The following is a 26,939-nucleotide window of genomic DNA, read 5'->3' on the forward strand; positions in this document are numbered from 1 at the left end:
GCGGCACATGAGCTGCGAAGCCATAGCTGCGCCCGACCAACCTTCTCAGCCTCCGCCGGGTACCTATAGAGCTCTGAGATTGGGAAGCTTTGACGCGACTAGCGGAACGGGAGACGGCTGCAGAGATGTGCATACAAATCTATTTGCCTCTGGAGCTAGCATCAGATTGCCGTCGTAGGTCTAGTCAGAAGCAGTCAGTCCGCAAACAGCAAAACCAAGACGCTCTAAGTATCATGTCCAAGCGTGCTGCAAGGGGCGCTATCAAAGGTTCGGCGGAACCGCCAGTGGCTGTCCCTTCATCTGGAGATGATTAATAACGTGCCGTTGCATCCTTCGCGTTGATGCGCATCGAAGACCGGACCCACGGTTTTCTGACGGCACCCCCATTTCCTCGCCTAGAATGTCATTCGCGGGCAGGCGTGGAGGTGTATTTTGATTGCAGTAAGCCGGATCCGACATCTGCAGCTCAAGGCGGATCGTGGGCGTCGAGTGTTGAGCCGGCCGGCGCCAGGGCGAGCCGCCGGCTCGGTTTTGTAGGCGTGGAGATCGAGCTCCTAGCTACACGCCCGAGGAAGTCCCCTGAATAATCTGCGGCTGTGGACCTCCGGCGAACCGGGCACGCTCTCTCCAAAGCGCAGGCAATGAAAGGAGCATAATGGAACTTATACCTATAAAACTCTTCGTAAACTGGGAGAACTCCGGCGTCCGCTGGTCGATGTAAAACACGATATAAACGATCGCCACGTGCCATACGTAAACCTGCAATGAGTGCCGGCCAAGTAGGCGCAGGAAGCTTAGCGAGAATAGCCATCGCAGGGCAAAGGACAACTTGCGGACCCACGGATTACCATGCTGCGAGCCCGCCATCAGCAGCCATGTGAAGCCGACCGCCGCGGCGATGAAATTCATCAGATAGACCGGGCCGAAATCGGCGCGGATTTCCATCGTCGCGAACTTGGCGAGGACGAACTGCGGCATTAGATCATGGCTCGAGAGGATCCTAAGCGGCAGAAAGAAAACGCAGATGGCGAGGCAGAGTTTCGGGATACGAGTAGCTTTCGGCCGGAAAATTTGCGACCAGTCGACCTTGCCCGTTGCCGTCAGGACACCGGTAATCACTCCAGCAAAGAAGACCATCTGCCAGCCGAACAGGTTGAAGCTGGCGCGGAGGCCCTGCTTGTCGCTGCTTGCGATCAAATTGTCGACGACCTCGGTGGCGAATGTCTGGATGCCGAGCTGGGCCGCCATCCAAAGTGCCAGCGAGCCCGCTAAGACGTAGGCCAATTTTCCCCGCAGGCAGAGCCAGATGACGGCAGGGAGAAAAAACATGTAGAGGACGTATTGTGGCAAGATGTCCATGAACGTCGGCTGGAAGAGAAGCGTAGCGATCGCTGCCAGACGAAGCGGCTCGTCCAGTGTCGTTTTTCCCAGCCAGTCATGCCATATTCGCCCAGCATCGGGCAGAAGCATCTGCAGGACGAGTACCGCCATAATGACACCCATCGCATACCGGTAGATTTCAAAGGCGCGAGCCCAGCTCTGTCGGCGGGCCTCCCGATAGCCGTGGATGATCATTCTGCGGCTGTAGATCATGCCGGCCAGCAGGCCCGACAGAAGAATGAATCCTTGCGCGCTTTCCACGAAAGCGAGCTGATTCTGGTTGATCGACAGCATCCAGTTACCGCCGATGAATATGAGATGGTTCAGCAGCATGGTCACCAAGAAGTAACCGCGTAGACCGTCGATAATCTCATATCGCTTCTTGTCAGCGATGATTGACACTTCATCTGCAATGTTTTCCCCATCTCGTCGGCAATTTTCAACAGCCTCGCGACAACCTTGTAGAATTGCTAAAGAGTGAGGGTTCTTCGTCGATGCTGGCTGCCGTGACACTCGAATTGCCGCTTTCATCGTGCCGAAAATGCTCATGTGTAAACTCGTGCTGAAAGTTTTGTCTGATTTGCCGGCTAGCGTGAGGCCTTAATGGCGCTTGACCTAAGACAGGGCCCAGCGCGTGTTAGCGCTGATGCCCCTCCACCACCGCCGAGGGCCGCTCGAGGATCCAGACAGCGGTGAAATGCTGAATCGGCCTAGCCCGTTTGGCGGGATTCCAAAGGTCTGGCAGATGCAGGTGCTTCTCGATGATCATAGGCTGCATATCGAGGTTCATGGCACTGAACGCGATAGGAAGATTCAAGCTGCTCTCACAATGCCCGAGGCAGAGTTCCTGGCACGCGGCAAGGACGCAAAACTGCTCGTACGCGCTCGGTTGGTAGTGAATCGACCGCCACGCTTGTTTCGCATAAACACCACACAAAGAGCTTTTCGTGGAAGTTTAAAAAGTGTTTCCGGATTGTAATGGCGATCAGAGGGGATGGCGGATGACCGTTCGTTACCCTAACTAGCAACAAGCGTGATGGGATTCCCTACTTTGAACCTCGCTCCTCACATTTTGATCGTCGACGACAACGCCGAGATACGGTTGCTATTGAAGGATTTTCTTCAGCGGCGCGGCATGCGGGTGTCGCTGGCGAAGGATGGCAGCGAACTCGACGCCGAGATTGAACGGACCAAAGTCGATTTGATTGTCCTCGACATAATGCTGCCGGGGCGTTCCGGTCTTGAATTATGTCAGGAAATTCGGAGGCGGTCGCGAGTTCCGATCATCATGCTGACGGCCGTCACTGATACCAGCGACCGAATTGTTGGCTTGGAATTCGGCGCTGACGATTACATGTCAAAGCCATTTGACCCGCGGGAACTCCTGGCGCGTATTAGAGCTGTACTCCGCCGCCAGGGCGGACTACAGCTGGAGGAACCGGCACCTGCGGCTAATGCCGTTGTCCAGTTTTCTGGATGGACGCTTGATTTTGGCCGTCGTAGGCTGACCGACGTTAGCGGTGTGCGAGTAGAATTGACGCGCGCCGAGTTCAATCTTCTCGAGGCCCTGGTGCAAGCCGGCGGTCGCGTCCTCAGCCGTGAGCAGCTTATCGAACGATGTGGAGGCAACGCGAGTCAGAGTTTTGACCGCAGCATCGACATTCTCATCAGTCGGCTGAGGCGCAAGCTTGAGGATGATCCCAAAAAACCTTCAATGATTGAGACTGTTCGAGGAGACGGGTATCAATTCGTGGCAGAAATAAACCGGTAATCAAAACAGGAAGATTGTTGTGCACAGGACAGCAATTGACTCGATTGCAAGCGCCAGGCCAGCCAGATACATGCGCCGCGCTTCCTCTATCGCGGTGACTTCCGCTTCCTCCGCGCTTGCCGCAATGTCCGAAATTACCATCAGAGCGATCTCGTCATCTGTTGGAGCAATGAACTCACTCGCCTGACCATCGGCTTTAATGCGGCTGCCGTCCGTATCTTCCAGTTCCGGTCCAATGTGTATTCTCACCCGCAGGAAGGTTGTCATTTTGCGCTCGCTGCACGGAAAGATCGATAAACCTCCTCGATCTTAGGTATGGCGTTCTTTCGTACATTACCCCCTCCATCCACAACCAGTCCAATCGCAATTCACGTTTGTCGCATGGAGAGAACGGTAGGCCTTTCGCCCCGCATGGAAATCGTATTTCGCATTTGTAAGCATTACGGCGGATGAGACTGACGAACGAGAGCCTAGATGGTATTCGCTACGCTGGCGTCGCTGCAAAAATTCTGGAGGCTGCCATTTCGACCAAGAGAGATTTGAGATGGCTTACCAGCAAGCGTCTCATCCCGCGGACGTTGCCAGCCTGGGTGCTGATCGTTTTAGTAGCTGTGCTTCTCGTTTCCCAGACGAGCGCGTTCGTTATCATGTCTCGCGATCGCATGATGTCGAACGAGACAATTGACTTTTACCGCATCAATGAGCGTACGTTCTGGCTCGCCAAGCTGATGGCCCCACTATCGCCCGATGAGCGGCGACGCCTCAGCAGCGAGATGGTGGATTCCACCGGTGTTCTCAGCCTCTCCGCATCCCCAGGTGTCGCTTCTGCCGTAGATCCACACGATCCTCTGGCCGAGCTTGAGGACATTCTTTCCGCACGGCTTGCGAGGTTCGGGATCGATGAAGTTCGCTTCAAGCTGGAAGAGTCTCATTCGCCAACTGCGGCGAACCAGCGTATGCAAAGTACTGATGAGATAAGCGAGGTAGAGGAAAACCTTTCCGAGATCGCCAGTGATTTCTTGAAGAGCCCACGCTATATCGTTTCGCTGAAGTTCGCCGACGCCCAGTGGCTCAATATCGTCACTCCCCAAACGCCGACCGGGCCGCTTCTCGCCTCTGACAGCTTGTCACCATATCTAGCCGTCAGTATCTGCGTCGTGGTTATCGCCTTCTGGGCAGTCTGGCGTCTTACAGCACCCTACCAACTGCTCGAGGCAGCCGTCCGCCAGCTTGGCGATGATCTCCACAGCCCACCCCTCTTGGAGAAAGGTAGTCGCGACTTCCGAGATGCCGCCCGTGCCTTGAATCAGACTCAGGCAAGTTTACAGGAGCATTTTGAAGAGAGGGAGCTTTTGGCGGCAGCATTAGCGCATGATCTCAGAACACCACTCACGCGCATGCGGCTCCGCCTCGCGCTGATAAGGACCTCGGCTCTTAAAAAATCGCTGGAGGGGGACATCGCAGATATCGAGGAGACGGTAGAATCTGTCATCGGATTGGCCAAGCTGAATGCCATCGATGAACCGCCGGAATTAATCGATCTTTGGAGCATGGCGGATACTATCGCGGAGGAATACGATGACGCCTTTATGGAGGCTCCTAGGAATGGCTCCCCCCGCTTGGTCTGCCTCGCGCCTCCTGTCGCACTGAGAAGAGCACTTCGCAACTTGATCGAAAACGCCATTAAGTATGGCAGAAGAGCACGAATTTCGCTTCAACATGACGAGGAAAATTTGCTTCTGTCGATCAAAGACGAAGGGCCAGGGATCCCGGAAAAGGATATGAACACCGTGTTGAAGCCTTACGTGAGGCTTGAGCAATCTCGTAATCGCGAAACCGGTGGTTCCGGTTTGGGATTAGCCATCGCGTCCGGAATAGCGCGAAGAATCAAGGGGGAGGTTCAGCTACGCAATCATCCCGCCGGCGGGCTTGAGGCGCGCCTTATCCTGCCGCGCTACTAACTGGGTCTTGAATCAAGTGATACGCTCGCGCGACAGTTTTTCTGGCAGCAGTCGGGGGCCGCACTTTCCCGTTACTGTAAACTCAATGGCATCGATCCGCTGGCTTATCTGACCCCCACACTCACTGCCATCGTCAACGGCCACAAGCAGGGCCAGATACATGAGCTTTTGCCTTGGAACAATTTGCCCTTGGAGCGGAGCAACAGTAGCAGGGCAGATGGCTGCGCACGACGGTCCGCAGTCAAATTGTTCAGTGTAGTGAGGCGTTTGCCGCAAGCCGCTCATCCTTGTCGTGCAGCGCGAAGCGGTCAATCATATCAGCACTCGCTTCGTTAAAGCCGAGAACCTCGACCTCGTCGCCCGCCTGACGGAACTTCAGCACGATCTTGTCCAACGCGCCAATTGCGGTGATGTCCCAGAGGTGGGCCCTTGTGAGATCAATGATAATCCGCTTACCCTTATCCGTGAAGTCGAACGCGTGGATGAAGGCTTCTGCCGAAGCAAAGAAGACCTGCCCCACCACTGCATAGGTGACATTGTTCTGTTCGGGATTCTCCAGGCGCGTGACCCTGAACAGACGGGCTACCTTGCCAGCAAAAAAAATGCCGGACAGCAGGACGCCAACGATCACGCCCTTTGCCAGATCATGCGTTGCGACGACGGTGATGACCGTCGCCAGCATGACGACGGATGACGGAAGCGGATGGCGTCTCAGGTCGAGGATCGACCGCCAGGAGAAAGTGCCAATGGAAACCATAATCATAACCGCAACAAGCGCGGCCATGGGGATGATCTGGACGAGGTCGTTAAGGACGACGATCAGGAATAACAGGAAAGCACCCGCGACGAACGTAGAAAGCCGTCCTCGACCGCCAGATGTTACGTTGATGACCGACTGTCCGATCATGGCGCATCCGCCCATGCCGCCGATCAGTGCCGAGGCGATATTCCCCGCGCCCTGTCCAACGCATTCCTGACTCTTGTTGCTGGGCGTATCCGTCATGTCGTCGACGATCTGCGCGGTAAGCAGCGATTCCAGCAGTCCTACGGCGGCGAGCGTCACTGAGTATGGGAAGATGATCTGCAGCGTTTCCCAGGTCAACGGAACCTGCGGAAGCATCAGGAATGGGATCGAAGACGGAAGTTCGCCGAGGTCGCCGACGGTGCGCAGGTCCATGCCAAACCACCATGCCATGGCCGTGAGGACCGCGATGGCCACGAGCGGCGATGGGATTGCCTTGGTCACGTATGGAAAGAGGTAGATGATGGCGAGGCCGCCCGCGATCATCACGTAGGTGAGCGTCGGGACCCCAATAAGTTCAGGCAACTGGGCCATGAAGATCAGGATCGCAAGTGCGTTAACGAAGCCCGTGATGACCGACCGGGAGACGAAGCGCATCACGCGGCCGAGCCTCAGCCATCCCGCGACGATCTGGATGGTGCCCATCAGGATGGTCGCGGCGAACAGATACTGAAGGCCGTGCTCCTTGACCAGGGAGATCATGACGACAGCGGTCGCGGCCGTTGCAGCAGAGATCATGCCGGGCCGGCCGCCCACAAAGGCCGCCACGCAGGCGATTGCGAAGGAGGCGTACAGGCCAACCTTGGGATCGACACCCGCAATCACCGAAAAGCCTATCGCTTCCGGGATAAGCGCGAGAGCGACGACGATACCCGAAAGCACGTCGCCACGGATGTTGGAGAACCACTCCTGACGGTAGTTTGAAAGAGTTCGCATTGATGATTTTTCACAGTTGAGGCAACGGGCCGAGCAAAACTCGGTCCTCGAAAATGGAATAGGTTGCGTTGCTGTGTTGTCTGGCGGATCGGCGGCCAGAAGAGCCACCCGGAGTTTCACCGGGTCCTTGTGGATGACGCTAAGTAGCTCACGCAGTCCGGTTTTGCAATTACGTCTCAGTCTGAACCCGCTCGCCACAAAAATAGGCTGCGGCGTCAAGGTGCGGGTGTGACACCGGTTACGGTAAAGCGTATTCGATGTAGATGTCGTCCTTCGATCGGCCGAGAACGGTCTGAAACGAAACCATGGGAAACGAGATAAGCCTGACCGAAAACCGCCGCCAGCACAGTGTCAATCTCCCCTTACTACCACGTACCTTCTCGCTTCAGAACGTCCTCCTACTCCAAGGCTACGGCTGGCGACACATTGCCAACAAGCATTTCCCGCGAAAGCAGATGCGACGCTCATTTCCACGAGCGCAGAGCTGAAAGCACAAAGTTAGGCAGCATAGACGGATTTGCCCAAGAAGAGGTGCGGTGGCGATGGAAACGATGCCAGCGAAATTGTGCTTCGTCTTCTCGCAGTATGCTCAGCATCTACAACAATCACGGCGTTAATATCGAATCGTACGTGATGTTATGCCAAGCAGCCGATAGCGCTGACCCGAATCCCGGCGCAACACGAGGCGGCCACTCCATCACGCGGTAACATCTCCGGCCGCGTGAGGCGGCCGGAGATCAAATCATGCATTCAATGTCTTGGTGAAGGGCATGACGCGGATCCGTTTGCCCAACGCTTTGTAGATGGCATTGGCAACTGCGGGTCCGATCGGCGGAACGCCCGGCTCGCCGATACCTGATGGCGGATTTGTGGAGGCAAGAATGTGAACCTCCACTGCCGGCATCGCATCGATCCGTAAAGGCGTGTACGCGTCGAAGTTACCTTGATCGACCTTGCCTGCGGTCAAAGTGATCTCTTCGCCCAGAATGGCGCCCAAACCGAAACCTATGCCTCCCTCAACTTGGGCACGCACCAGATCCGGATTGACTGCAAGGCCGCAATCGACGGCGGCAACGACACGTTCGACCTTGATGCCCCCGCTGCCATCGAGAGAAACGTCGGCAATCTGTGCAACGACCGACCCGAAGCTCTCCGCCACGGCAACTCCGCGGAAACGGCCTTCCGGCAAAGGCTTTGTCCATTCGGCCTTTTCTGCTGCGAGCTTGAGGACCACCGCGTGACGCGATTGCGGCTCAAGCATCGACAGGCGGTATTCGATCGGATCACGCCCTGCCGCTTCGGCCACTTCGTCAATAAAGGCTTCGGCGGCAAAAGCGGTATGCGTCGAACCCACCGAACGCCACCACAGAACCGGAACCCCGACCTCGGTGGTCGTCAGGCCGACCATCTGGTTGGGAATTGCATAAGGCAGGTTGTTTGCCCCTTCCACAGACGTCGGGTCGACGCCGTTCTGTACCATGCCGTCAAAGGCCGTCTTGGCCATGATCGACTGACCCACAATGTGGTCGCTCCAGGCCACGAGCTTCCCGTCACCATCGATCCCGGCTTTGAGCTTATGCACATAGGATGGCCGATAGCGACCGGCGCGCATGTCGTCCTCGCGGGTCCATTGCACCTTTACAGGCGCCCGGAAGCCGATTGCCTTGGCGACATAGACGGACTCGACGACCACGTCGCCGTCGAACACCGCGCGCCGACCAAAGCTGCCGCCTGTTTTCATGACATGCAACTGCACCTTGTCGGGCGCAATACCGACGATCTGGCTGGCAAGCATCTGATAAACATCGGGGAACTGATGTCCGCCCCAGATCTCCAGCGTGCCGTCATCGTTTTTGCGCGCCACCGCGTTGAGCGGCTCCATCGCGGAATGCGCCAGATAGGGGAACTCGAAACTCGCCTCGATGACCTTGGCTGCTGCCGCAAAGCCGGCATCGGCATCGCCGTCCTTGCGCGCAACGGCTACTGGGGCCTTGTCTGCGAGTTCCTTATACATCGTCATAAGTTCAGCTGTGCTGCGCTTTTCGGCGCCTGTCTCGTCCCAAACGACAGTGACCACTTCGCGGCCCTTGATCGCGGCCCACATATGCTCGCCGACGACGGCAATACCGCGCGGCGTCTCGACGACATCGACAACACCTTTGACGGAACGTGCGGCCGCAGCGTCGAAGGATTTTACCTTGGCGCCAAACATGGGCGGATGGATCATCACGGCCGTCAGCATTCCCGGCAGTTTGATGTCGATCGTATATTGCTCGGTTCCGTTCGTCTTGCGCGCGCTATCGAACCGCTTCAGTTTGGCGTTGCCGATGAGCTTCCAATCGCCGGGCTGCTTGAGTGTTACATCGCTCGGCACAGGCATCGCCGCCGCCTTGGCGGCAAACGCTCCGAACCCGCCGCTCTTGCCCGATGGATGCGCCAGGACCCCGTTTTCGACGGTAATCTCTGCCGGTTGGACACCCCATTCGGATGCGGCGGCAGCCACCAGCATGGCGCGCGCCGCCGCGCCTGCCTTTCGATAGCGCTCCCAGGAAGTGACCATGGAGGTGGACCCGCCCGTTCCTTGAATGGTACCGCCGAAGGCGACGTTGCCATAAGCCTTGACGTTGCCGGCGACGCCGCGGACATCGATGGACTGCCAATCTGCGTCGAGTTCTTCTGCAACAAGGGTTGCAAGGCCGTTATACGAGCCCTGCCCCATCTCGAACTGGGAGGAAAGCACCACGACTTTACCGTCAACGTCGATGGTGAGGTAGGGAGTAAAGGCCGCAGCTGCTTTATTAGCATCAGCGGCAATTTCGCTCGCGGCCGCAGGCGACGAAGCCAGAACCTGGTAGCCGATGGCGAGACCGCCACCAGCTGCGAGCGCGCCGAGCATGAACTGCCGGCGAGACGCCGGTGTCTTTGCGACGGGAAGGGCAAGCGATTGCATCAGTTTCGGGATCATCGTTCAGGCCTCCAAGCGCTTGGCAGCTTCGTGAATCCCGGCACGGATTCGGTGATAGGTGGCGCAACGACAGAGATTGCCCGCCATAGCAGCGTCGATATCATCATCGGTCGGCTTTGGAGTGTTGGTAAGTAAATCGGTGGCCGAGATGATTTGGCCAGACTGACAGTAACCGCACTGGGGTACGTCGAGATCGGCCCAGACGGTCTGCACAGTTTCCGCCACTTTGCCCGCAAGCCCCTCGATGGTCGTCACCTTTGCGTTGTCGATATCACTGACCAATGTCTGACAGGAACGCACCGGCGCGCCGTCTAGAAGAACGGTGCAGGCGCCACATTGCGCCATCCCGCAGCCGAATTTCGTTCCCGTCAACCCGACTAGATCGCGGATCGCCCAGAGCAGCGGCATATCCGCTTCGGCATCGATTTTATGTTCTTTGCCGTTGATCGTTAAAGTCACCATGGCGTTCTTCCTACGTTGCGACGGGCGGAATTTCGCGCCAACCCGACCGGTTTCGACCTTCCGATTTCGTCATTTGCGCCGCAAACTTAAAAGACGACGCTCACTGCCGATAGGTTCGATCCTGCCTGATTATTGCTCAATCCTGTCGTGATCAGTCACGTTCTGTTTATTTTACCCGTTTCATTACAGGCGGCCCGGATCGCTTCATCCGATCGCCGATCGCTCTAACCGACGGAGTTGCGCCTGTTCGGCTGATCCGAATTGAGGATTGCCTTGACGTCACGTAGCGGCGGGTGACCGAACATTCGCCGGTATTCCCGGTTGAATTGAGTCGGGCTCTCGTAGCCGACCCTGAGCGCGGCTGTCGCCGCATCGAGGGATCCTGACAGCATCAGTTCCCGCGCATGATGCAGCCGCAGATGCTTCTGGAATTGCAGCGGGCTCATGGCCGTCATCGCCCGGAAATGATGATGCAGCGTGGACACGCCCATATTTGCAATCTCCGCCAGTTCGTCGAGGCGAAGCGGCAGAACGTAATTCTCCTTTAGCCAGGCGACCGCCTTCGCCACCCGATTGCTATTCGTTCCGGCAAGTGCATAACGGCGCAGCCTGGCCCCCTGTTCGCTGGTCAGCAGTCGGTAGAAGATCTCATCTTGGATGTGTGCTGCCATGAAGGGCATGTCGTCAGGCGAATTCGCAAGCGAAATCAAGCGCAAGAAGGCGTCGAACAGTTCCGGCGTGGCCCGACCCACCACGACGCCGCGGTCTTGGTCACGGTCAGATGAAACTGGCGGATGCAATTCGTAGTTCACGATCAGGCGCCGAAGTGCCTCAAGATCCAGGCGCAGCATGGCGGCCACATACGGCTCCGACTTGCTCGCTTCGCAGATCTGACCTGTCATCGGCAGACCGATGGGGGTTAGGAAGAAACAGGACTCGTCGTAGACAAGCGTTTTATCCCCGACGCTGACGCGCTTGCTTCCTTTGATGATGATCGAGAGACTGGGCTCATACAAAGTGAAAAAAGGCCCGACGGGCTCAACGACGCTATAGAGCGAAAGCCCTGGAATTTCATGCTTGAACCTGAGGCCATCCCACGGCAATTGCGCCAGGACATCAAGGATGCGGATGCGAATTGCGCTCGCTTGAGCTTGAAATTCGTCTTGGTCGCGCAAAATTTTCTCCATCAAACCTTTATTTCCAACTATCGCTGAGCAGAAAGAGCCGTCGCCACATTATCATATCGGTTTGATTTCAACAGTATCAGGCAATGATGACTGCGCCCACACAGTGCCTATGTGGCGGTAGTGCGGATTCGCCAACGATGCGGAGGCCCAGCGACCGCCACCGTCAGTGTTCCGGACCTATTTATATGTACCGTCAGCGAGCCCCATTGGGCTCAACCGATGTTTCGCCACGAAGACCGAGTTGGCCGCTTGGTCCTGACTTTTTCCTGTACAATCTGCTGGACTATTCAAGGACATTGAAGTGGGTTTTAGGCAAGTTCGTTGCTGACGAGGAATGGCCTTTCCCAGGTTCGATCGCGCCGCGATAGGCATCAGCCAGCAATCGCGACAAGTCTTAAGAACAGCTAATAAAAACTTCTGTCAGGCAACAGATTCGGCGGCTGGACGCGTCAGTTCATCCGCCGCCAGGCCTCCCACTCTTGCCAGGGTTCGCACCATCCCCAAAATACTGGCGCGAACCGGTATCGGCAGATCCTGGAAGGCATCCACAAGGTGCTGCCCCTCGGGCGTCGAGATATAGGCAAGCCTTCCTGCCCATTCAGGCCCCATTTCGGCTCCCTCGCGCATTGGATTTGGCAGCGCACTGAAGAAGAATTCGACGGGAACTTTCAAAATGAGGCTCATTTCATAAAGGGTCGAGGAATTGACCCGATTGGCGCCGGTCTCATATTTCTGCACCTGTTGAAATGAAACCCCCAGCCGCTTTCCGAGCCCTGTCTGCGTCAAACCGCAATGGGTGCGGCGGAGTCGGATTTGCTGGCCAACCAACTGATCGACGGTTTTTTCCCCTGCTTGCAATGATAGGGCTCGGCGAACGACTGCATGCGTCATGAACTCCTCCAGGGCGGACGTTTCGCCCGCTGGTTAGAAAACCTGGTGATCGGGGAGTTCGAATGCCGATAGATTCAGCCCCTGCGGCCTTCGGCTAAGCCTGTTTTATACGCCGCAGGCTCCCCGACCATAGAGGAGTGTTGCCTTCCGGTGGCACGGACCGACCTATGGGGATTCGAAGCCCCAAGCAGCATGGCTGCTCAATATTCTTATACACTATCAGATTTCCAATGCAAGCATTACGAGCATAAAATTCTCGATTTTTTGACTGTCGAAAGAACAAGGAAGCTCTTCGTCCCAAAACATGCCGAACTAAACAGAGGATATTCGATAGATATATCAAGATGATATAAAAGATATCACTTTCTCCGTCTAGCTTCGCCCCCTATGCTCGTTACAGTTGATCTGGAGGGTAAAATGGCCATAAATTCAATTCATAAGGGGGCCGCTGCTGTCTCCATCACAGCCACACGCAACACCCGTGCAATGATCGACAAGGCCCGCCCGCATTTTGATCTCGCCTACCAAACAGAAGTGATGGGATTGTCTGCCAGACCTTTGGAGAAAAGGCACGTTTCTGTTGATCTTAACTCTGGTGCTCGCAGTCTCCTGGATTTCGTTCGTTGCTCCTATCTCGGTCTAGACAACCATCCAGAAATCGCCGCTGGCGCAATCGACGCCGTAAAAGACTATCGCTGCCTGCATTGGTCTTGCGCCCGTACGCGTCTCAATTTCGCATTATCGACGACGCTTGAGGAGGATCTCGCCGATCTGTTTGGGGCTTCCGTGATTGTCTATTCGAGCGTTCTTGCGGCCAATATGAGCGCACTTCCGCTTCTTGCATCGGGCCATCTCACAAAAGAACAGAAACCGGTCATCGTCTTTGACCGCTTCGCGCATGCAACGCTCGCCTTTCATAAGGCAACGCTTGGCGCAGAAACCGCCGTTGTCACGATCGACCACAATGACGTTTCCACCCTCGAGGAGATCTGCAGACAAAATCCCCTCGCTGCATATATTTGTGATGGTGTCTATTCCATGGGTGGCGCAGCACCTCTTGATCAGCTTCTATCCCTTCAACAGAAATATGGGCTTTTCCTTTACATCGACGATGCGCATGGCATCTCGCTCTTTGGCCGCCAGGGAGAGGGTTTTGCACGTTCGCAAATTCCAGGTGCTCTAGGCGATCGGACGATCATCGCCGCCTCTCTCGGTAAGGGTTTTGGCGCGTCAGGCGGTCTTTTGATGTTTGGTAGCGAGAACCATGAAAAACTCTTCCGCCAATTTGCGATAGCACATGCGTTTTCCGCCTCCCTCAACGTGGCCGGTCTCGGCGCTGCACTTGCCTCAGCAAGACTGCATCGCAGGGTTGACCTCTTGCACCGCCAGATTGCCCTTGGCGAACGAATTGAGCAGTTCGACCGGCTATTTGAGACACCTCAGCGGGGCCTGCCGCTTCCCATCCGCACCATCAGGATCGGCGATGAGGCAAGCGCGATCAGCACGGCTCGAAAGCTGATCGATCGAGGCTTTTACACCTCCGCAATCTTCTTTCCGACGGTACCGCAAGGTGAGGCGGGTCTGCGGGTTTGCGTAACGGCAAGCCATACCCAGGAAGAGATCGCAAGTCTCTGCCGTGCGCTCATTGAGGTCCTGCCGCAAGGTAAGGAGCCCTAACGATGTCGGTTGAACGTTCACGAGCCGCATATTTGCAAGCGCTGGATGTCATGCCGGGCGGCAATACCCGCGCATCAAACTTCGAAAGCCCGCACCCAAGGCGCGATCACCGGCCAAGGATCGCTTTTCCGCCTCTTTATCGGCTCTGAACAGATTTCGAGTTACGCCGACACTTTTGGGTCAGCGCGCGATCCGCGACTGAAATCAGTTGTCATCCGAATGCGCCAAAACGGAGTGTTGTTGTCGCCGATCGGTCTTGGAGCACTCTCCACTGCGATGACGGAGACCGACATTTCACATCTTGGCGAAATTTTCGAAACGGTGCTGCGATCACTGAAACGCTAAGGTAACGCTGGATAGCGATGGAGAGAGCGTGATGAATCTGGAAACAGAAAGGCTGTTCATGCGGCCAGTTAGCGCGCGCGACGGCGATGCGCTTTATCGACTGCATTGCGATCCGCTGGTGGTGGAGTTGATCATGCAGGGCAAGCCGCTGAGCCGCGAACAATCCGACGCAAGGCTTGCGCTTTATCTCGATGAATGGCGGCGGTACGGCTACGGCTTTTGGATGCTTTACCAGCGCCAAGCCAATGGCGACCTCACCTTTGTCGGGCGGGCAGGTCTCAGACACTATGATGAACACGATATCGAGATCGGCTGCTGCCTCTTTGGGTTCAGTTCCGGCAAGAAGATTGCGCTAGAGGCTCTAAGACCAATCGTCGCCTATGCGTTCGAACGTCTTCCGATCGATAGGCTCGTCTCCGTTATTCGACCGGAAAACATCCGCTCCCAGAAGATGACAACGGCACTTGGCTTTTCCTATCGCGGCATGACCGAACATCGGGGCGTAACTTTCCGATTTTACGAGATGAAGCGCTCCGACACCTCTCTGCCTTCCCCACATTGAGTGGATCGCTGCTATAGAAATTAGCCTTGGAGGCGTTTTGTGGCCGCAATCCCGACCAAGCCAGAGACGCGTTACCGGCTCGTCTTGCGGCCTATAAGCTCTGGTTTAATCGTAATGTGCGGAACGCCTCGCTTTCCGTCGAGCAGATCGAGGATCAGTTTACCCGCGCGTTCGCCGATTTCGTGGGCAATCAGCGCGCCGATGAAGACTAAACGGCCCGCGCGTGTCTCGGCGGTGACATGAGCTTGCAATGATAGCCATTACTGCCAAGGAACCGGATCTGCGCATTTCCACGAAGAATTTGCAACCACGATCCGTTTGATGCGGGGCAGCCTGATCGATGTCAATCCGTTGATGACCCATACCTTGCCACTACCGGATACGCGCAAAGCCTTCGAGATGGCCTCACAAGGGACAATCGATCAAAACCCAGATCGACTTCAGTTGATATACGAAGCAACGAACCGCTTCGGGAGGAAAAGATGAGCACTGAACTTTTTGATCTAAAGGGCAAACGCGCGCTTGTCACTGGCTCCTCACAGGGCATCGGCTTTGCCTTGGCGCGCGGTCTGGCGGGGGCCGGTGCGGAGATCGTTTTGAATAGTCGAGACCAGGCTAAGTTAGAGGCGGCCGCCGAAAAGCTGGGAGCAAAGCATATACTCGCTTTTGACGCCACCGATCACCAGGCCGTGCGCGCAGCTATCGACACTTTCGAGGCGCAAGTCGGGGCGATCGACATCCTCGTCAACAATGCCGGGATGCAGCACCGGACACCGCTGGAGGATTTTCCCGCAGATGCCTTCGAGCGCCTCTTAAAAACGAATATCTCGACCGTCTTTCATGTCGGCCAAGCCGTTGCACGCCACATGATCAAGCGCGGGGCGGGCAAGATCATCAACATTGCGAGCGTGCAGACCGCACTTGCCCGTCCCGGCATTGCCCCCTATGCCGCGACCAAAGGCGCCGTCGGCAACCTTACCAAGGGTATGGCGACGGATTGGGCGAAATACGGCCTGCAATGCAATGCGATCGCGCCTGGCTATTTCGATACGCCATTGAACGCCGCGCTCGTGGCTGATCCGGCCTTTTCCACATGGCTCGAAAAGCGCACGCCAGCCGGCCGCTGGGGCAAGGTGGAAGAATTGGTCGGCGCTTGCATCTTCTTGTCCTCCGGCGCGTCCTCCTTTGTGAACGGACACGTGCTTTACGTCGACGGCGGCATCACAGCTTCGCTTTGAGCTGCCGCGACGTATCGTCCTCACGGGCGTCGCCGGTTCGGGCAATCCGTCGTGGGTGCTGCGCTCGCCGAGCGGCTAAGCGCGTCCTATCACGATGGTGACGGCCTGCGCTCATCGAAAATCGTCGCCCAAATGAGCCGTGGCCAACCACTGACGGATGACGATCGCTGGCCGTGGCTTTCCCTCTTGCGTGGACCAAGGCGCCATATTTTCAATCTCCTTAGCCATTGGCGTCTGCGCCAGGATATACGGCGGATCACCGTGGAGGATCTATTCTCCCTCAGGATGGAGCGCTCATACTGCTAAGCAACGGCTTGGCATTTGTTGTCGGTCATCGCCCTGACACCAGCGTAAACTACCGCAGTGATCTTAGATGAATCGACTTCATGCTCGGGCCAAAAGCGAGACTTTTCATATGAAAAGATACCCTTCTTGTAGTAGCCCACTCCCGGTGTTTCGACGAGCAGCGGCGTTGCGATACCGGCAAAGTTCATCGTGAAATGGTATCCGGATTTGACAACCACAAAATCCATGGCGCCGATGTCAATCCCTTGGCTGGTGAAGACTGCCGGATCATGGCTGAAGGCCGGTTTGCTGGTTAAAACCAGGAATATCCGTTCCTCGATCAACAGGACAGCCGTGTCACCGAGCGAACTGGCCTCGCCGCCATGAAACGGACCAGCCAGAGTGAAGGTGCCATCGCTGACATGGATCACCTTTCCCGTCACCTGGCGCGGAACAAAGCCCGGTGTGATTTGCCCTCCGACCTCCAAAGTTACCGTAGCCCCCATCCCGGCAGCGACGGCAGTCCTGGCGTTATCCGGATCGGTGATCGTCAACGCGCCCTTGAGATCGGTGAACTGGTCGAGTGCAGCCGACAGCAAAATTACGCTATCGCCTGGAGCGCCGGCAAGAATACGGTCGCCCATATCCGCCATGACATAAGGCCTTGCTTGCGCGTGATCGCGAATCCTTAAGAAAGCAGCGTCAACCGACAATAGGTCATCCTTGAACCGTTCCCGGTATTGCCAAAAGTCTGCGGCCAGATCGCTTGCGATCTTCGCTGCAACGGGTCGGGGTCCATTCGTCATCACCGTAATGACCTGGCCGATATGGCGATCGTCTGCGTAACGAAAGACATTGTAGATCGACAGATCGATGATCTCAGGCAAGACCTTCTGGATCGCTCTCGCTTTTGCATGGATTTCCCCAAGCGGCCCGGAGGCGGTTTCGCCAGCCCCGGGCAAGATCATTGGCACGCGAATACTGGTGGTGACGGGTGACAGCGAACCCCGAAGAACCTCAAGCACAAGCTTTGCAACCTTGGCGCCGCATTCTACCACATCGGAATGCGGATTTTCCTTGCAGGCAATGCAGATATCGGTGCTGCGTAGCATCGCATCGGTAAGATGCGCATGGAGGTCGAGACCAATACCGATTGGCACCGCCGGCCCAACCAACGCCCGCAACCTCGAAAGGAGATCCCCTTCTAGGTCGGCAAGCCGACTCGTGGCAGCAGCGCCATGCAGGTCGAGGACCACCGCATCAGGCTTCAGTTTTTCGATCTCGTCCAAAAACTCCTGGGCGACCTGTTCGTAAAACTCATGGTCGATCAAGCCGCTCGGCGGCGCGGCGACGGAGACTGTCGGCTGGACGATCGCCTCGCCCTGAAGTTCGCTCACAATTCCGGCCAAGGTTGAACCGGAAGCGTTCAAAACGGCCCCGCCCCGCTCGATCTCAAACTGCTCTTGTGCAGCCGGTTGCGGGTTAAGCCGATTGGACTCGTGATAGAACCGACCGACAGCGATGCAAAAAGGTCCACCTGTCATCATATACCTCCCATAGGTAGCCAAATGAAAACTATTGTTGGTTCCATTCATTCCAGCGCTCGATCAAAAGCTGGGTATTGGCATTGATCCATTCCGCATCCGGCTTGATCAGCCGGTCGAACACTTCCGGCGACGTCGGAACCATGGCGCGTGCCGCCTCCCCCATGGCCATCGCCGCAGAATTACGAGCAGGCGTGCAGACCAGCGCCTCACACACCTTGGCTTGTGCATCTGGATGATCGAGGAAATAGCGAAGAAAACGGATCGCGTTATCGCGATTGGGTGCATTCTTGATCAATGCCCATCGGTCCCCGACCAAAAACGCCTGGTCTTGGCGCCAGGCGAGCGGCTGGCCTTCCTGCTTCAAAGCCGCCGCACGGGTCTGCCAGATTTGCCCGATCACATATTCGCCGGTCCTGAACCCTTGCGTCGACTGATCGCCGGTCTTCCACCAAAGCCCGACATGCGGCCTCAGGTCATTAAGCTTCTTCAGGGCCCGATCGACATCCAGCGGAAAGAGGACTTTTGGCTCGACACCGTCGGCAAGTAGCGCTGCTGCCATGACCCGCCAGGGATCGTTGAAATTCGGTAGGGCCCTTGGACCTGGATATCGCTCGACATCGAAAAAGTCCCTCCAGTTCGAAGGTCCACCTTTGGGAAAACTCTCCGTGTTATAGACCATTAATGTCGTGCCGTAGCCAGACAGCACGCCAGACCGGTTGCAGGCATCTGGAAGCAGATCTTTGTCAGCCAGATAGTCGGCGCAAAACGCCGTCATGTCTTCGTTGAGGGTCCGGTGCAGGTCCGAGGCGGCTTGTATCTCGCCTGCCTGATAAAGATCCCATTCGATCTTGCCGGTCGCCACCATCGCCTTGACGCGGGCGACATTTTCCGCCCCCGTGCCGGAGACCGTCACGACCTTGATGCCGGTTTCTTTGGTGAAGGGGTCAAAGAAATGCTCCCGCATCTGGCGTTCCCAGGTGCCGCCGGTGGTGGCAATCACGATCTGCTGGTCCGCGAACGAGGGGTTAGCCGCAGCAATGGAGAAAGCAAGCAAGCACGTGGCAAAATTCAATTGCGCTCGAGGCGCCGAGATAGCTTGGTTGTTCGATCTGCACAAATGAACAGGCACAATAGACATTGGAATGCCCCCTTTGGTTTATGCTGTTGATGATCTTTGTGCTCAGCGCTGTGCTGAGACGGTAGCGCGGTTGAAGGCCTGCAATACGCCCATCACGATCAGCGATATGACGGTGAGTACCACCGACACCGCAGCGATGACTGGCGTCAGATTAAAGTCGATGTCCTCGAACATTTTTCGGGTAATGGTCTTTCCTTCGACGCCGGACAGGAAGAACGCAACCGTCGCCTCGTCGAAGGAAGCCAGGAACGCAAATACGGCTCCGCTGGCAACGCCGACCCGGATATTGGGCAAGACAACTGAGAAGAAGGCGCGGATGCGACCGGCGCCGCAATTGAGAGCTGCAAGCTCGAGGGTCGTGTCGAAACGCTCAAGGGCGGCAACCACCGTCAGCACGACATAGGGCACCGCAAGCATTGTATGGGCGATCAAAAAACCGAAGAAATTACCGGACAGATTGAGCGGCGAAAAAGCGATAAACACGGCCACCGCGATGACGATGTGGGGAATGATCATCGGGCTTAGCGTCAAGGCCTGAAACAGGCTTTTTCCCAAAAACTTGCCCCTTGCGAAGGCGATGGCGGCAAGCGTGCCGACCATCGTCGCCGAGAAGGTCGTCGCCAGCGCAATCTTGACGCTGAAAAAGGTGGCGGCGCGCCAGTCCGGATCCGACAGATATTGCCGATACCAGTTCAGCGTCAGGCCGCGCGGAGGAAACTCAAGATAGCTGGCGCTGCCAAACGACATGGGAAAAATGACAATGATCGGCAAAACCAGGAAGAGCAGAATGAGGAACAGAAAAAAGCCTGCAACCGTCGAAGTGAGGAAGTTTGAAAGCGACCGGCGGCGGCGAGGCAGCAGCAAAAGGCCCTCACCACCCTCTTCCACTTGGCGCGTTGCAAGCGCGAACTCCGCGTCAGGCGACATTGGAAATCCCCCTATTGTAAGAAAGTGCTTTGCGGAACAAGAGAACGATCAAAAGGGTAACGCAAAGCAGGACGGTGGAAAGCGCGCCGGCAAATCCCCAATCGAGCGTCTCTGTTGTCTGCTGGCCGATTAGGGTTGCCATCAGGAGGCTGCTTGGACCACCGACGAGAGCCGGCGTCACGTAAAAGCCAAGGGCAAGGATGAAGGTCATGAGGCAGCCGGCGAAGATACCGGGCAGACTGAGCGGGAGGAGGACTTTTGCAAATACCGTCGTCTTGCCCGCTCCGAGATTTCGCGCCGCCTGTACCAATTCCGGCTGGATTGCCCGGATCGCTCCGAAGACCGGCAGGATCATGAAGGGCACGAGCACATGCGTCATTGCCAGGATGACGGCACCTTCGGTATATATGAGCTTGATCGGTTGGGAGATCACGCCCGATGCCAAAAGCACGTCGTTGACCAGACCGCGCCGTTGCAGGATCACGATCCACGCATAGGAGCGCACCAATGCCGAGGTCCAAAGCGGCAGCAATACACAGGCCATGACCAGGTTTGAAAGACCGCGCCTCAGCCTTGCCATGGCCAATGCCACCGGATAACCGAGGACCAGGCTTGCCGACATTACTACCAAGGCAACGAAGACCGTTCGGGCCAGTACGCGCATATAAAGTGGTGTTTCGAGAAGGCGGCGATAGTTGTCCAGCCCGAATTCCGGCGCAAAGAAGCTTTGGCCCAACAGGCGCCCCACCGGATAGACAAATCCGAAACCGAGTAGCAAGCAGAGCGGCGCGATTAAAAATACCGACACGCCGAGAGGATATTGGCGCCATGATGGACTGCTGGTCATGGATGCAGCAGCCCGCCCAGCAAATTTTCCGATGCGCATTCGTGTCGTCATGCCGCTTGCCTTTTTTGATTGACAAAGACCCGCAGCGCATGCGGTTCAAAGGTGATGTTCACTCGGTCGCCCGCAACGAATGGCTGCGCCCCGCCGGCGGCTGGCAACCGTGCCTCAAAGACCTTGCCGGGACGTTCCTCAATCGCAACCAAGACGATATAGACCGCCCCCACAAAGAGGGCCGCTTCAACTGTGCCTGCTAAGCCCTGCGACGATGAACCTTCGCGTGGCGTGACGTTTAAATCCTCGGGACGAATGGCAACGGTCAAACGCTGACCGACAGCCGCAGGTGCGATGGAAACCGGGCCCTTTATCGTCGCTGTTTGGGTAAGGCGGACCACCGCCTCACCGCCATCTTGACCAAGATATTCACCGTCGAGGAAATTCATCTTGCCGATGAAACCGGCAACGAATGCATTGGTCGGCCGGTGATAGAGGTCGGCCGGAGCGCCGATCTGCATCAATTCACCCTCCGCCATAACCGCTATGCGATCCGACATTGTCAGCGCCTCCTCCTGATCATGGGTGACGTAGACGACCGTGACGGCGAGACGTTTTTGGATCCGCTTGATCTCGATCTGCAGGGTTTCACGCAGCTTCTTGTCAAGGGCGCTTAAGGGCTCGTCCATCAACAGGACCGGCGGCTCGGCGACCAGGGCTCTTGCGAGCGCGACCCGCTGCTGCTGTCCGCCCGACAATTGCTGCGGCAAACGGTTGGCAAACCCCTCTAGCTGTACCGTGGCCAGCATCGCGTCAACACGATCGCGAGCCTCCGCTTTACCAAAGCGGCGCATTCGCAGTGGAAAAGCGATGTTCTGCGCTACCGTCATGTGTGGGAACAGCGCATATCTTTGGAACACCATGCCCACGTCGCGTTTGTTTGGAGCTTCAAAGGTGATATCCCGCGCCCCGACACTGATGCGCCCGCGACTGGGTGTCTCAAATCCTGCGATCATCATTAGCAGGGTTGTTTTCCCAGAACCTGATGGACCAAGCAGCGACAAGAACTCGCCTGCCTGGACGGCAATCGAGACGTTGCGAACGACCGCGGTCTTAGCAAAGCTTTTATCAATTTCTTCAAGCGTTACCGCTTCACCTTTCATGTTCAACCTCCTCCTCACGATAAATTTAGGATCAGAAAGCCTTAGAGCGACCACCAAAGAATATTCTTTGTGCACCTTTCAAATTATACGGCATATATATTTGGTATATTCCGTAGATTGATTTTTTTACTACAAGATCATTCGAATTATCGCGATAGTAGAAGACTTAATTCTCTACGATTTCTTAAAAATACATCATAATAGACTTTGATGCAACAAAATTGTTTCGGCAAACCGAGAAGGGCAGGAAAAGTATGAGCCAGAACCACGATCCGCGAGACGAGACATCGGGAAAAGGCGCCGCCTTAGGGGATCAGGCCTATGCAGTCCTCAAGGAAAAGTTGCTTCGCGGCTCGTTCCGACCGGGCGAAAAACTCACGGTGAGGAAGATCGCCCAAGAGTTTGGCTTGTCCAGCACACCCGCCCGCGACGCACTGAATCGCCTGGCGATCCAACACGCGCTGGTCTACGCCGGCCCCAAAACAGTCGTCGTTCCAAACCTGACACTTTCGCAATTGCGAGAGGTCACGGAAATGCGGCTTGCACTTGAGGGCTTGGCAGCAGAAAAGGGTGCGGCAAAGGCCTCACCGGAGATCCTTTTTCAACTCGAAGAGGCCCAAAACCGTATCAACTCAGCGCTGGACAAGCACGCCTATACAGATGCCCTATGGGCCAACAAGGAGTTCCACTTCCTCCTCTACGGCTGCTCGAACATGCCGATCCTGATCTCAACGATTGAGCAACTGTGGCTGCGCATAGGCGCAACCCTCCACCATCTTTATCCAGACTTTGCGATTTCCAGGTCAGGAGTGACTAATCATCGCGCCGCGATGGAAGGTCTTCAAAACGGCGAACCAGCCGAGGTGCGCGCCGCCATCGAAGCCGATATCCGCGACGGCTACCGCCAGTTGCGGCGGGCCATTTCCGAGCAGTAACCACAAAAACAACCTAAGCTCGCAATTTTTTGTTGCATCAAAATTGAAAATCTGGCTTCCTTTACGTATTGCTGGCTTACCGCCGGCGCGGAGGAGCCTATGCCGATACGAACACCAGCCCCACAGCAAGCGAGCCTTACGGAGATCTCTAAGGGACTTTTCGAACGGGCATGCATCGTTATCCCCGATGGCGTCAATCGCGCCACGGTCGATCGCGACCCCTTCCCCGACTACGTGGGTTGGGGCCGAGGCGCCTATCTCTACGACGTCGACGGCAGTAAATATCTCGATCTCAACAACAACTTTACCACGCTCATCCACGGCCATGCATTTGAGCCAGTCATCGAGGTCGCCCGCCGCGTGCTCAAAGACGGCAGCTGCTTTTCCAATCCCACGTTACACGAGATCAATCTCGCCGAACTTTTGTGCGAGAGAATCCCGGCTGTCGAACAGGTCCGGTTCGTCAATACCGGCACTGAGGCCGTGATGTTTGCGATCAAGGCGGCGCGGGCGGCAACCGGTCGTCCCGCGATCGCCAAGATTGAAGGCGCCTACCACGGTGCCTATGACTGGGCGGAGGTCGGACAAGCTGGGACACCCGACACTTGGGGGGCACCCGAGGCGCCCATCACGGTTCCCAATTATGCCGGCCAGCCCCGCTCGGTCACGGACGACGTTATTCTGCTTCGTTTCAACGACGCTGCGGCGGCTCGTCGCCGCATTGCGGCCAATCACCAACGACTGGCCTGCATCTTGATCGATCCGGTACCAAGTCGCGCTGGACTTTTGGCGCCGGATGACAGTTTTCTTGCGGCTATCGTTGAGACAGCAAGACAGTACGGAATTCTCGTTATCGCCGACGAAGTTCTCAATTTGCGACAGGGTTATCATGGTGCATCAGCCCGCTTCGGGCTCAATCCCGATTTGATTTGCATGGGCAAGATAATCGGTGGTGGATTTCCGATCGGTGCAGTCGGCGGAACGAAGACTGCCATGGCCGTGTTCGGCGGAAGCGGCGGTCCGCCTTTGCTCCAACAAGCCGGGACTTTTTCTGCCAATCCAATTTCCATGGTCGCCGGTCTTGCCAGCATGACGGCCATGACGATCGAGCAATTCGACCGGCTCGAGCGACTTGGCGATCATCTGCGTGCGCGTCTGCGGCAGGTGATCGCAAAATACGAAGCGCCATTCAGCGTCACCGGCTCGGCATCACTGTTTCGCCTTCACCCAAAGCCCGATGCACCGCGAGAATATCGAGATGCCTATCTTTCAAAAAGCGAAGCCGAAACCATGCGCCTGCTTGGGCGGCATTTCAAAAAACATGGGATTATCCTGCCTTTTGCCGCTGCCGCTAGCCTCTCGACGGCCATGGGCGATACCGAAATCGAGCTGATCATCCAGACCTTCGAGCATGCTCTGGCTTACGAGGAACTGACCCTATGAATTGCGAACCAAATCCCACTGTGGCCGAACGTATTGCACTTGCGCTTAAACGACACGGCGTCGAAACGATTTTCGCCCAGAGCCTCCCGTCGGCGGTTATCCTCGCGGCCGAAGCGATGGGGATCCGCCAAATCGCCTACCGGCAGGAAAATATGGGGGGTGCCATGGCTGACGGTTACGCGCGCCGCATAGGTAAGGTGGCGGTCGTGGCGGCGCAGAACGGTCCGGCGGCAACGCTGCTCGTGCCACCACTTGCGGAAGCGATGAAGGCAAGTGTTCCAATCGTTGCCCTCGTCCAGGACGTCGAACGCGATCAGGCCGATCGCAATGCATTTCAGGAACTCGATCACCTGGATCTCTTTCGGGCCTGCGCCAAATGGGTGCGCCGTGTGATCACTGCCGGGCGGATTGATGATTATATCGACATGGCATTCACTGCCGCCGCCTCCGGCCGCCCTGGGCCGGCCGTGCTGCTTCTGCCCGCCGATCTCCTGCGTGAGCCAGGAGCACCTGTACTATTTAGCCGCAGCTCCAGTCTCGGATCTTCACCGATCGATATTACCCGACCGGCCGACACCCTGATTTATGAAGCTGCCGAACGCATCGCAACGGCACGCTCGCCTGTCGCAATCGTGGGAGGTGGCATCCACAACGGTCAGGGCGTTTCGGCGCTTGGCGGACTTCAAGAACTTGCCAGCCTCCCGGTGTTCACCACCAATATGGGCAAGGGCGCTGTCGACGAAAATCATCCTCTTTCGGCGGGCGTCATCACCATGACCGGTCCGAGATCCCTCGGCAGCCATTCCCGCGCTTTGATCGACGACGCGGATCTGGTGTTACTGGTGGGCACTCGTACCAATCAGAATGGCACCGACAGCTGGCGGCTTATCCCTCAAGCCGCAACTGTCATTCATGTGGACGTTGACCCACAGGAGATTGGACGCAGCTATGAAGCGATCCGGCTGGTCGGCGACGCCGGCGAGACACTTTCGGCGCTTTGTGCGGCTCTTGAAACTCACGATCTTAGTATCCGCCACGCCAACCGCAAACCAGTAGAGGACACGATTGCGGCAGCCTGGGCAAGTTTTGAGGACGATCGCCGATCGCTCATCGATCCCCGTCAATCGCCTCTTCGTCCCGAACTTGTCATGATCGAACTGCAAAAGCGATTGACCCCGGAAACAACGGTTGTGGCGGATGCCAGTTATTCCTCCATGTGGATCGTTGGCCAATTGCGCAGCCTTAAAGCCGGGATGCGGTTCATCAGCCCAAGGGGACTTGCCGGGCTCGGCTGGGGCCTCCCGCTCGCCATCGGCGCGAAGGCGGCGGTGCCGGAACAGCCTGTTGTCGTCGTCGCGGGTGACGGCGGCTTCGCCCACAGCTGGGCCGAGATGGAAACTCTGGTGCGTTGCAATCTGCCGGTGATCATTATCGTGTTGAACAACGGGATCCTCGGCTTTCAAAAACACGCGGAGACCGTGAAGTTTGGACGCTTCACCAGCGCCTGCCACCTTAACGCCGTCGACCATGTAAAAATCGCCGAAGCCTGCGGCTGCACCGCTTTGCGTGTCGCGGAACATTCAGCTTTAATTGACGCGCTCGACCAGGCCTTTGCGTATGAAGGGCCTCTATTGATCGAGGTCATGACGAGCCCCCACGCCTTCCCGCCCTTGTCGCTATTCGCCCATCTGGAGGATGTGGCATGACAGATGACAACCCTTTGCGCGTCGCTGTCGTCACGGGAGGAACGACAGGGATAGGCCTTGCCTGCGCACAACGGCTCCTGCGAAGCGGGCATCGCGTCGCCGTGTTCAGTCAAAATAGGGAAAAAGTCGACCACGCCCGTAGACTTCTCGTTGAGGCGTTCGGCGCTGATCGCGTCATCGCTGCGGAGGTCGACATCCGCAACCTCGACGCTCTGGAGCGCTTTTTCGTCAAGGTGAAGTCGCTCTGGGAGCATCCCAAAGTTCTTGTCCTGAACGCCGGATCGTCGCCCAAATCAAATGGTAAAAGGACCGCATTTGGTTGTATTTCGCAGCAGGAATGGAACGACACGTTAGCGGTCAACCTGACAGGAGCGATGGCATGTTGCCAGCTTGCTGCGCCAGCCATGTCAGCGGCTGGTTTTGGCCGAATTGTCTTTATTGGATCCGTCGCGGCGCGTACCCTTCCGCGCATTGCGGGAACGAGCTACGTAGTGTCAAAGTCCGCTTTGGCCGGTCTGGCTAGATCACTGGTGGGCGAATATAGCGCACTAGGCGTCACCATCAACACAGTTGCGCCCGGGCGCATTCTTACCGATATGACGGGTCCCGCAGATAGTCCGGAAAACACCGCCGCACGTCATCGCATACCCCTTGGACGTTTAGGCCGCCCGGATGAAGTTGCAGCGGTCGTTGATTTCCTCACCTCCGATAGCGCCAGCTTCGTGAACGGCGCAGTGATTGACGTCAATGGAGGAGAATTCGTGCCCCTGTGAACGATGC

At 56.7% G+C, this 26,939-nt stretch carries 22 protein-coding genes, 1 pseudogene and 1 other annotated feature; of the genes and pseudogenes, 11 read left to right on the forward strand and 12 right to left on the reverse strand.

Features of this window, described 5'->3' with window-relative positions; all coding sequences use genetic code 11:
* Positions 1-558: 558 nt before the first annotated feature.
* Positions 559-1,929, reverse strand: coding sequence for an OpgC domain-containing protein (opgC, locus tag EDE09_RS08500; RefSeq protein ID WP_281033647.1), 1,371 nt, complete (start codon positions 1,927-1,929; stop codon positions 559-561).
* Positions 1,930-2,431: 502 nt separating this feature from the next.
* On the opposite strand from opgC, the gene EDE09_RS08505 reads away from it, so the two are divergent.
* Complete coding sequence (locus tag EDE09_RS08505; RefSeq protein ID WP_245505095.1) at positions 2,432-3,151, forward strand: response regulator transcription factor; 720 nt, start codon at positions 2,432-2,434, stop codon at positions 3,149-3,151.
* Here the strand turns inward: EDE09_RS08505 and EDE09_RS08510 are convergent, their stop codons facing one another.
* Positions 3,152-3,418 carry a hypothetical protein gene (locus tag EDE09_RS08510; protein ID WP_132409737.1) on the reverse strand — a complete coding sequence of 89 codons (267 nt, stop codon included), beginning with the start codon at positions 3,416-3,418 and terminating at the stop codon, positions 3,152-3,154.
* A gap of 182 nt (positions 3,419-3,600) precedes the next feature.
* Here EDE09_RS08510 and EDE09_RS08515 point away from each other — a divergent pair, with 182 nt between their 5' ends.
* On the forward strand, positions 3,601-5,112 hold the full coding sequence (locus EDE09_RS08515; protein WP_132409739.1) for an ATP-binding protein: 1,512 nt from the start codon (positions 3,601-3,603) through the stop codon (positions 5,110-5,112).
* Positions 5,113-5,163: 51 nt separating this feature from the next.
* A pseudogene (locus EDE09_RS08520) lies at positions 5,164-5,304 on the forward strand (transposase domain-containing protein); the annotation flags it as partial.
* Positions 5,305-5,362: 58 nt separating this feature from the next.
* Here the strand turns inward: EDE09_RS08520 and EDE09_RS08525 are convergent.
* The 5 genes from EDE09_RS08525 to EDE09_RS08545 all read right to left on the reverse strand — a co-directional run bounded on the left by EDE09_RS08525 (position 5,363) and on the right by EDE09_RS08545 (position 12,355).
* Positions 5,363-6,850, reverse strand: coding sequence for a SulP family inorganic anion transporter (locus EDE09_RS08525; protein WP_132409741.1), 1,488 nt, complete (start codon positions 6,848-6,850; stop codon positions 5,363-5,365).
* A 74-nt stretch (positions 6,851-6,924) separates the two neighbouring features.
* Positions 6,925-6,980: a sequence feature (sul1 is cis-regulatory element that is thought to sense ions involved in sulfur or methionine metabolism; They are found in Alphaproteobacteria), on the reverse strand.
* Between the two features lie 612 nt (positions 6,981-7,592).
* Positions 7,593-9,815, reverse strand: a complete 2,223-nt coding sequence (locus tag EDE09_RS08530; protein ID WP_132409742.1) for a xanthine dehydrogenase family protein molybdopterin-binding subunit — start codon at positions 9,813-9,815, stop codon at positions 7,593-7,595.
* A gap of 3 nt (positions 9,816-9,818) precedes the next feature.
* Positions 9,819-10,277, reverse strand: a complete 459-nt coding sequence (locus EDE09_RS08535; RefSeq protein WP_132409744.1) for a (2Fe-2S)-binding protein — start codon at positions 10,275-10,277, stop codon at positions 9,819-9,821.
* A gap of 224 nt (positions 10,278-10,501) precedes the next feature.
* A complete protein-coding gene (locus EDE09_RS08540) occupies positions 10,502-11,464 on the reverse strand; it encodes an AraC family transcriptional regulator (RefSeq protein WP_105371948.1) in 963 nt (320 codons plus the stop codon).
* A 420-nt stretch (positions 11,465-11,884) separates the two neighbouring features.
* Positions 11,885-12,355 (reverse strand): helix-turn-helix domain-containing protein, encoded by a 471-nt coding sequence (locus tag EDE09_RS08545; protein ID WP_105371949.1) that lies wholly within the window; start codon positions 12,353-12,355, stop codon positions 11,885-11,887.
* 417 nt (positions 12,356-12,772) lie between these two features.
* Here EDE09_RS08545 and EDE09_RS08550 point away from each other — a divergent pair, with 417 nt between their 5' ends.
* The 4 genes from EDE09_RS08550 to EDE09_RS08570 all read left to right on the forward strand — a co-directional run bounded on the left by EDE09_RS08550 (position 12,773) and on the right by EDE09_RS08570 (position 16,177).
* On the forward strand, positions 12,773-14,032 hold the full coding sequence (locus tag EDE09_RS08550) for an aminotransferase class I/II-fold pyridoxal phosphate-dependent enzyme (RefSeq protein WP_132410097.1): 1,260 nt from the start codon (positions 12,773-12,775) through the stop codon (positions 14,030-14,032).
* Between the two features lie 376 nt (positions 14,033-14,408).
* Positions 14,409-14,939, forward strand: a complete 531-nt coding sequence (locus EDE09_RS08555; protein ID WP_105371952.1) for a GNAT family N-acetyltransferase — start codon at positions 14,409-14,411, stop codon at positions 14,937-14,939.
* 26 nt (positions 14,940-14,965) lie between these two features.
* Entirely contained in the window at positions 14,966-15,151 is a 186-nt protein-coding gene (locus EDE09_RS08560; RefSeq protein WP_112823799.1) for a hypothetical protein, read from the forward strand.
* Between the two features lie 270 nt (positions 15,152-15,421).
* Positions 15,422-16,177 (forward strand): SDR family oxidoreductase, encoded by a 756-nt coding sequence (locus EDE09_RS08570; RefSeq protein ID WP_132409746.1) that lies wholly within the window; start codon positions 15,422-15,424, stop codon positions 16,175-16,177.
* A 302-nt stretch (positions 16,178-16,479) separates the two neighbouring features.
* Here the strand turns inward: EDE09_RS08570 and EDE09_RS08575 are convergent, their stop codons facing one another.
* The 5 genes from EDE09_RS08575 to EDE09_RS08595 all read right to left on the reverse strand — a co-directional run bounded on the left by EDE09_RS08575 (position 16,480) and on the right by EDE09_RS08595 (position 22,075).
* A complete protein-coding gene (locus EDE09_RS08575; protein ID WP_132409748.1) occupies positions 16,480-18,057 on the reverse strand; it encodes a M81 family metallopeptidase in 1,578 nt (525 codons plus the stop codon).
* A complete protein-coding gene (locus EDE09_RS08580; RefSeq protein ID WP_245505096.1) occupies positions 18,038-19,081 on the reverse strand; it encodes an ABC transporter substrate-binding protein in 1,044 nt (347 codons plus the stop codon). The genes EDE09_RS08575 and EDE09_RS08580 overlap by 20 nt, the downstream gene beginning before the upstream one ends.
* A gap of 108 nt (positions 19,082-19,189) precedes the next feature.
* Positions 19,190-20,074, reverse strand: a complete 885-nt coding sequence (locus EDE09_RS08585) for an ABC transporter permease (RefSeq protein ID WP_105371957.1) — start codon at positions 20,072-20,074, stop codon at positions 19,190-19,192.
* Positions 20,064-20,972, reverse strand: coding sequence for an ABC transporter permease (locus tag EDE09_RS08590; RefSeq protein ID WP_165924140.1), 909 nt, complete (start codon positions 20,970-20,972; stop codon positions 20,064-20,066). The genes EDE09_RS08585 and EDE09_RS08590 overlap by 11 nt, the downstream gene beginning before the upstream one ends.
* Positions 20,969-22,075, reverse strand: coding sequence for an ABC transporter ATP-binding protein (locus EDE09_RS08595; RefSeq protein WP_132409752.1), 1,107 nt, complete (start codon positions 22,073-22,075; stop codon positions 20,969-20,971). The genes EDE09_RS08590 and EDE09_RS08595 overlap by 4 nt, the downstream gene beginning before the upstream one ends.
* Before the next feature lie 254 nt (positions 22,076-22,329).
* On the opposite strand from EDE09_RS08595, the gene EDE09_RS08600 reads away from it, so the two are divergent.
* The 4 genes from EDE09_RS08600 to fabG all read left to right on the forward strand — a co-directional run bounded on the left by EDE09_RS08600 (position 22,330) and on the right by fabG (position 26,932).
* The gene (locus EDE09_RS08600) at positions 22,330-23,010 is read left to right on the forward strand and encodes a GntR family transcriptional regulator (protein ID WP_112801995.1); all 681 of its coding nucleotides are present in this window, start codon (positions 22,330-22,332) and stop codon (positions 23,008-23,010) included.
* Positions 23,011-23,109: 99 nt separating this feature from the next.
* Positions 23,110-24,453, forward strand: a complete 1,344-nt coding sequence (locus tag EDE09_RS08605) for an aspartate aminotransferase family protein (RefSeq protein WP_132409754.1) — start codon at positions 23,110-23,112, stop codon at positions 24,451-24,453.
* The gene (locus tag EDE09_RS08610; protein WP_132409756.1) at positions 24,450-26,159 is read left to right on the forward strand and encodes an acetolactate synthase catalytic subunit; all 1,710 of its coding nucleotides are present in this window, start codon (positions 24,450-24,452) and stop codon (positions 26,157-26,159) included. The genes EDE09_RS08605 and EDE09_RS08610 overlap by 4 nt, the downstream gene beginning before the upstream one ends.
* On the forward strand, positions 26,156-26,932 hold the full coding sequence (gene fabG, locus EDE09_RS08615) for a 3-oxoacyl-ACP reductase FabG (protein ID WP_132409758.1): 777 nt from the start codon (positions 26,156-26,158) through the stop codon (positions 26,930-26,932). Before EDE09_RS08610 ends, fabG begins: the two co-directional genes overlap by 4 nt.
* Positions 26,933-26,939 lie beyond the last annotated feature (7 nt).

Origin of the sequence: Neorhizobium sp. S3-V5DH, assembly GCF_004343065.1 — a bacterium.
In the GTDB taxonomy this organism is placed as follows: domain Bacteria; phylum Pseudomonadota; class Alphaproteobacteria; order Rhizobiales; family Rhizobiaceae; genus Neorhizobium; species Neorhizobium huautlense.

Bases quoted from the DNA above. Each gene is read 5' to 3' on its own strand.
- EDE09_RS08555 (WP_105371952.1), top strand. From the start codon at position 14,409: ATGAATCTGGAAACAGAAAGGCTGTTCATGCGGCCAGTTAGCGCGCGC.
- EDE09_RS08570 (WP_132409746.1), top strand. From the start codon at position 15,422: ATGAGCACTGAACTTTTTGATCTAAAGGGCAAACGCGCGCTTGTCACT.
- EDE09_RS08525 (WP_132409741.1), bottom strand. From the start codon at position 6,850: ATGCGAACTCTTTCAAACTACCGTCAGGAGTGGTTCTCCAACATCCGT.
- opgC (WP_281033647.1), bottom strand. From the start codon at position 1,929: ATGAGCATTTTCGGCACGATGAAAGCGGCAATTCGAGTGTCACGGCAG.
- EDE09_RS08535 (WP_132409744.1), bottom strand. From the start codon at position 10,277: ATGGTGACTTTAACGATCAACGGCAAAGAACATAAAATCGATGCCGAA.
- EDE09_RS08515 (WP_132409739.1), top strand. From the start codon at position 3,601: ATGAGACTGACGAACGAGAGCCTAGATGGTATTCGCTACGCTGGCGTC.
- EDE09_RS08605 (WP_132409754.1), top strand. From the start codon at position 23,110: ATGCCGATACGAACACCAGCCCCACAGCAAGCGAGCCTTACGGAGATC.
- EDE09_RS08590 (WP_165924140.1), bottom strand. From the start codon at position 20,972: ATGACGACACGAATGCGCATCGGAAAATTTGCTGGGCGGGCTGCTGCA.
- fabG (WP_132409758.1), top strand. From the start codon at position 26,156: ATGACAGATGACAACCCTTTGCGCGTCGCTGTCGTCACGGGAGGAACG.
- EDE09_RS08600 (WP_112801995.1), top strand. From the start codon at position 22,330: ATGAGCCAGAACCACGATCCGCGAGACGAGACATCGGGAAAAGGCGCC.
- EDE09_RS08550 (WP_132410097.1), top strand. From the start codon at position 12,773: ATGGCCATAAATTCAATTCATAAGGGGGCCGCTGCTGTCTCCATCACA.
- EDE09_RS08595 (WP_132409752.1), bottom strand. From the start codon at position 22,075: ATGAAAGGTGAAGCGGTAACGCTTGAAGAAATTGATAAAAGCTTTGCT.
- EDE09_RS08540 (WP_105371948.1), bottom strand. From the start codon at position 11,464: ATGGAGAAAATTTTGCGCGACCAAGACGAATTTCAAGCTCAAGCGAGC.
- EDE09_RS08545 (WP_105371949.1), bottom strand. From the start codon at position 12,355: ATGACGCATGCAGTCGTTCGCCGAGCCCTATCATTGCAAGCAGGGGAA.
- EDE09_RS08530 (WP_132409742.1), bottom strand. From the start codon at position 9,815: ATGATCCCGAAACTGATGCAATCGCTTGCCCTTCCCGTCGCAAAGACA.
- EDE09_RS08510 (WP_132409737.1), bottom strand. From the start codon at position 3,418: ATGACAACCTTCCTGCGGGTGAGAATACACATTGGACCGGAACTGGAA.
- EDE09_RS08610 (WP_132409756.1), top strand. From the start codon at position 24,450: ATGAATTGCGAACCAAATCCCACTGTGGCCGAACGTATTGCACTTGCG.
- EDE09_RS08575 (WP_132409748.1), bottom strand. From the start codon at position 18,057: ATGAATGGAACCAACAATAGTTTTCATTTGGCTACCTATGGGAGGTAT.
- EDE09_RS08585 (WP_105371957.1), bottom strand. From the start codon at position 20,074: ATGTCGCCTGACGCGGAGTTCGCGCTTGCAACGCGCCAAGTGGAAGAG.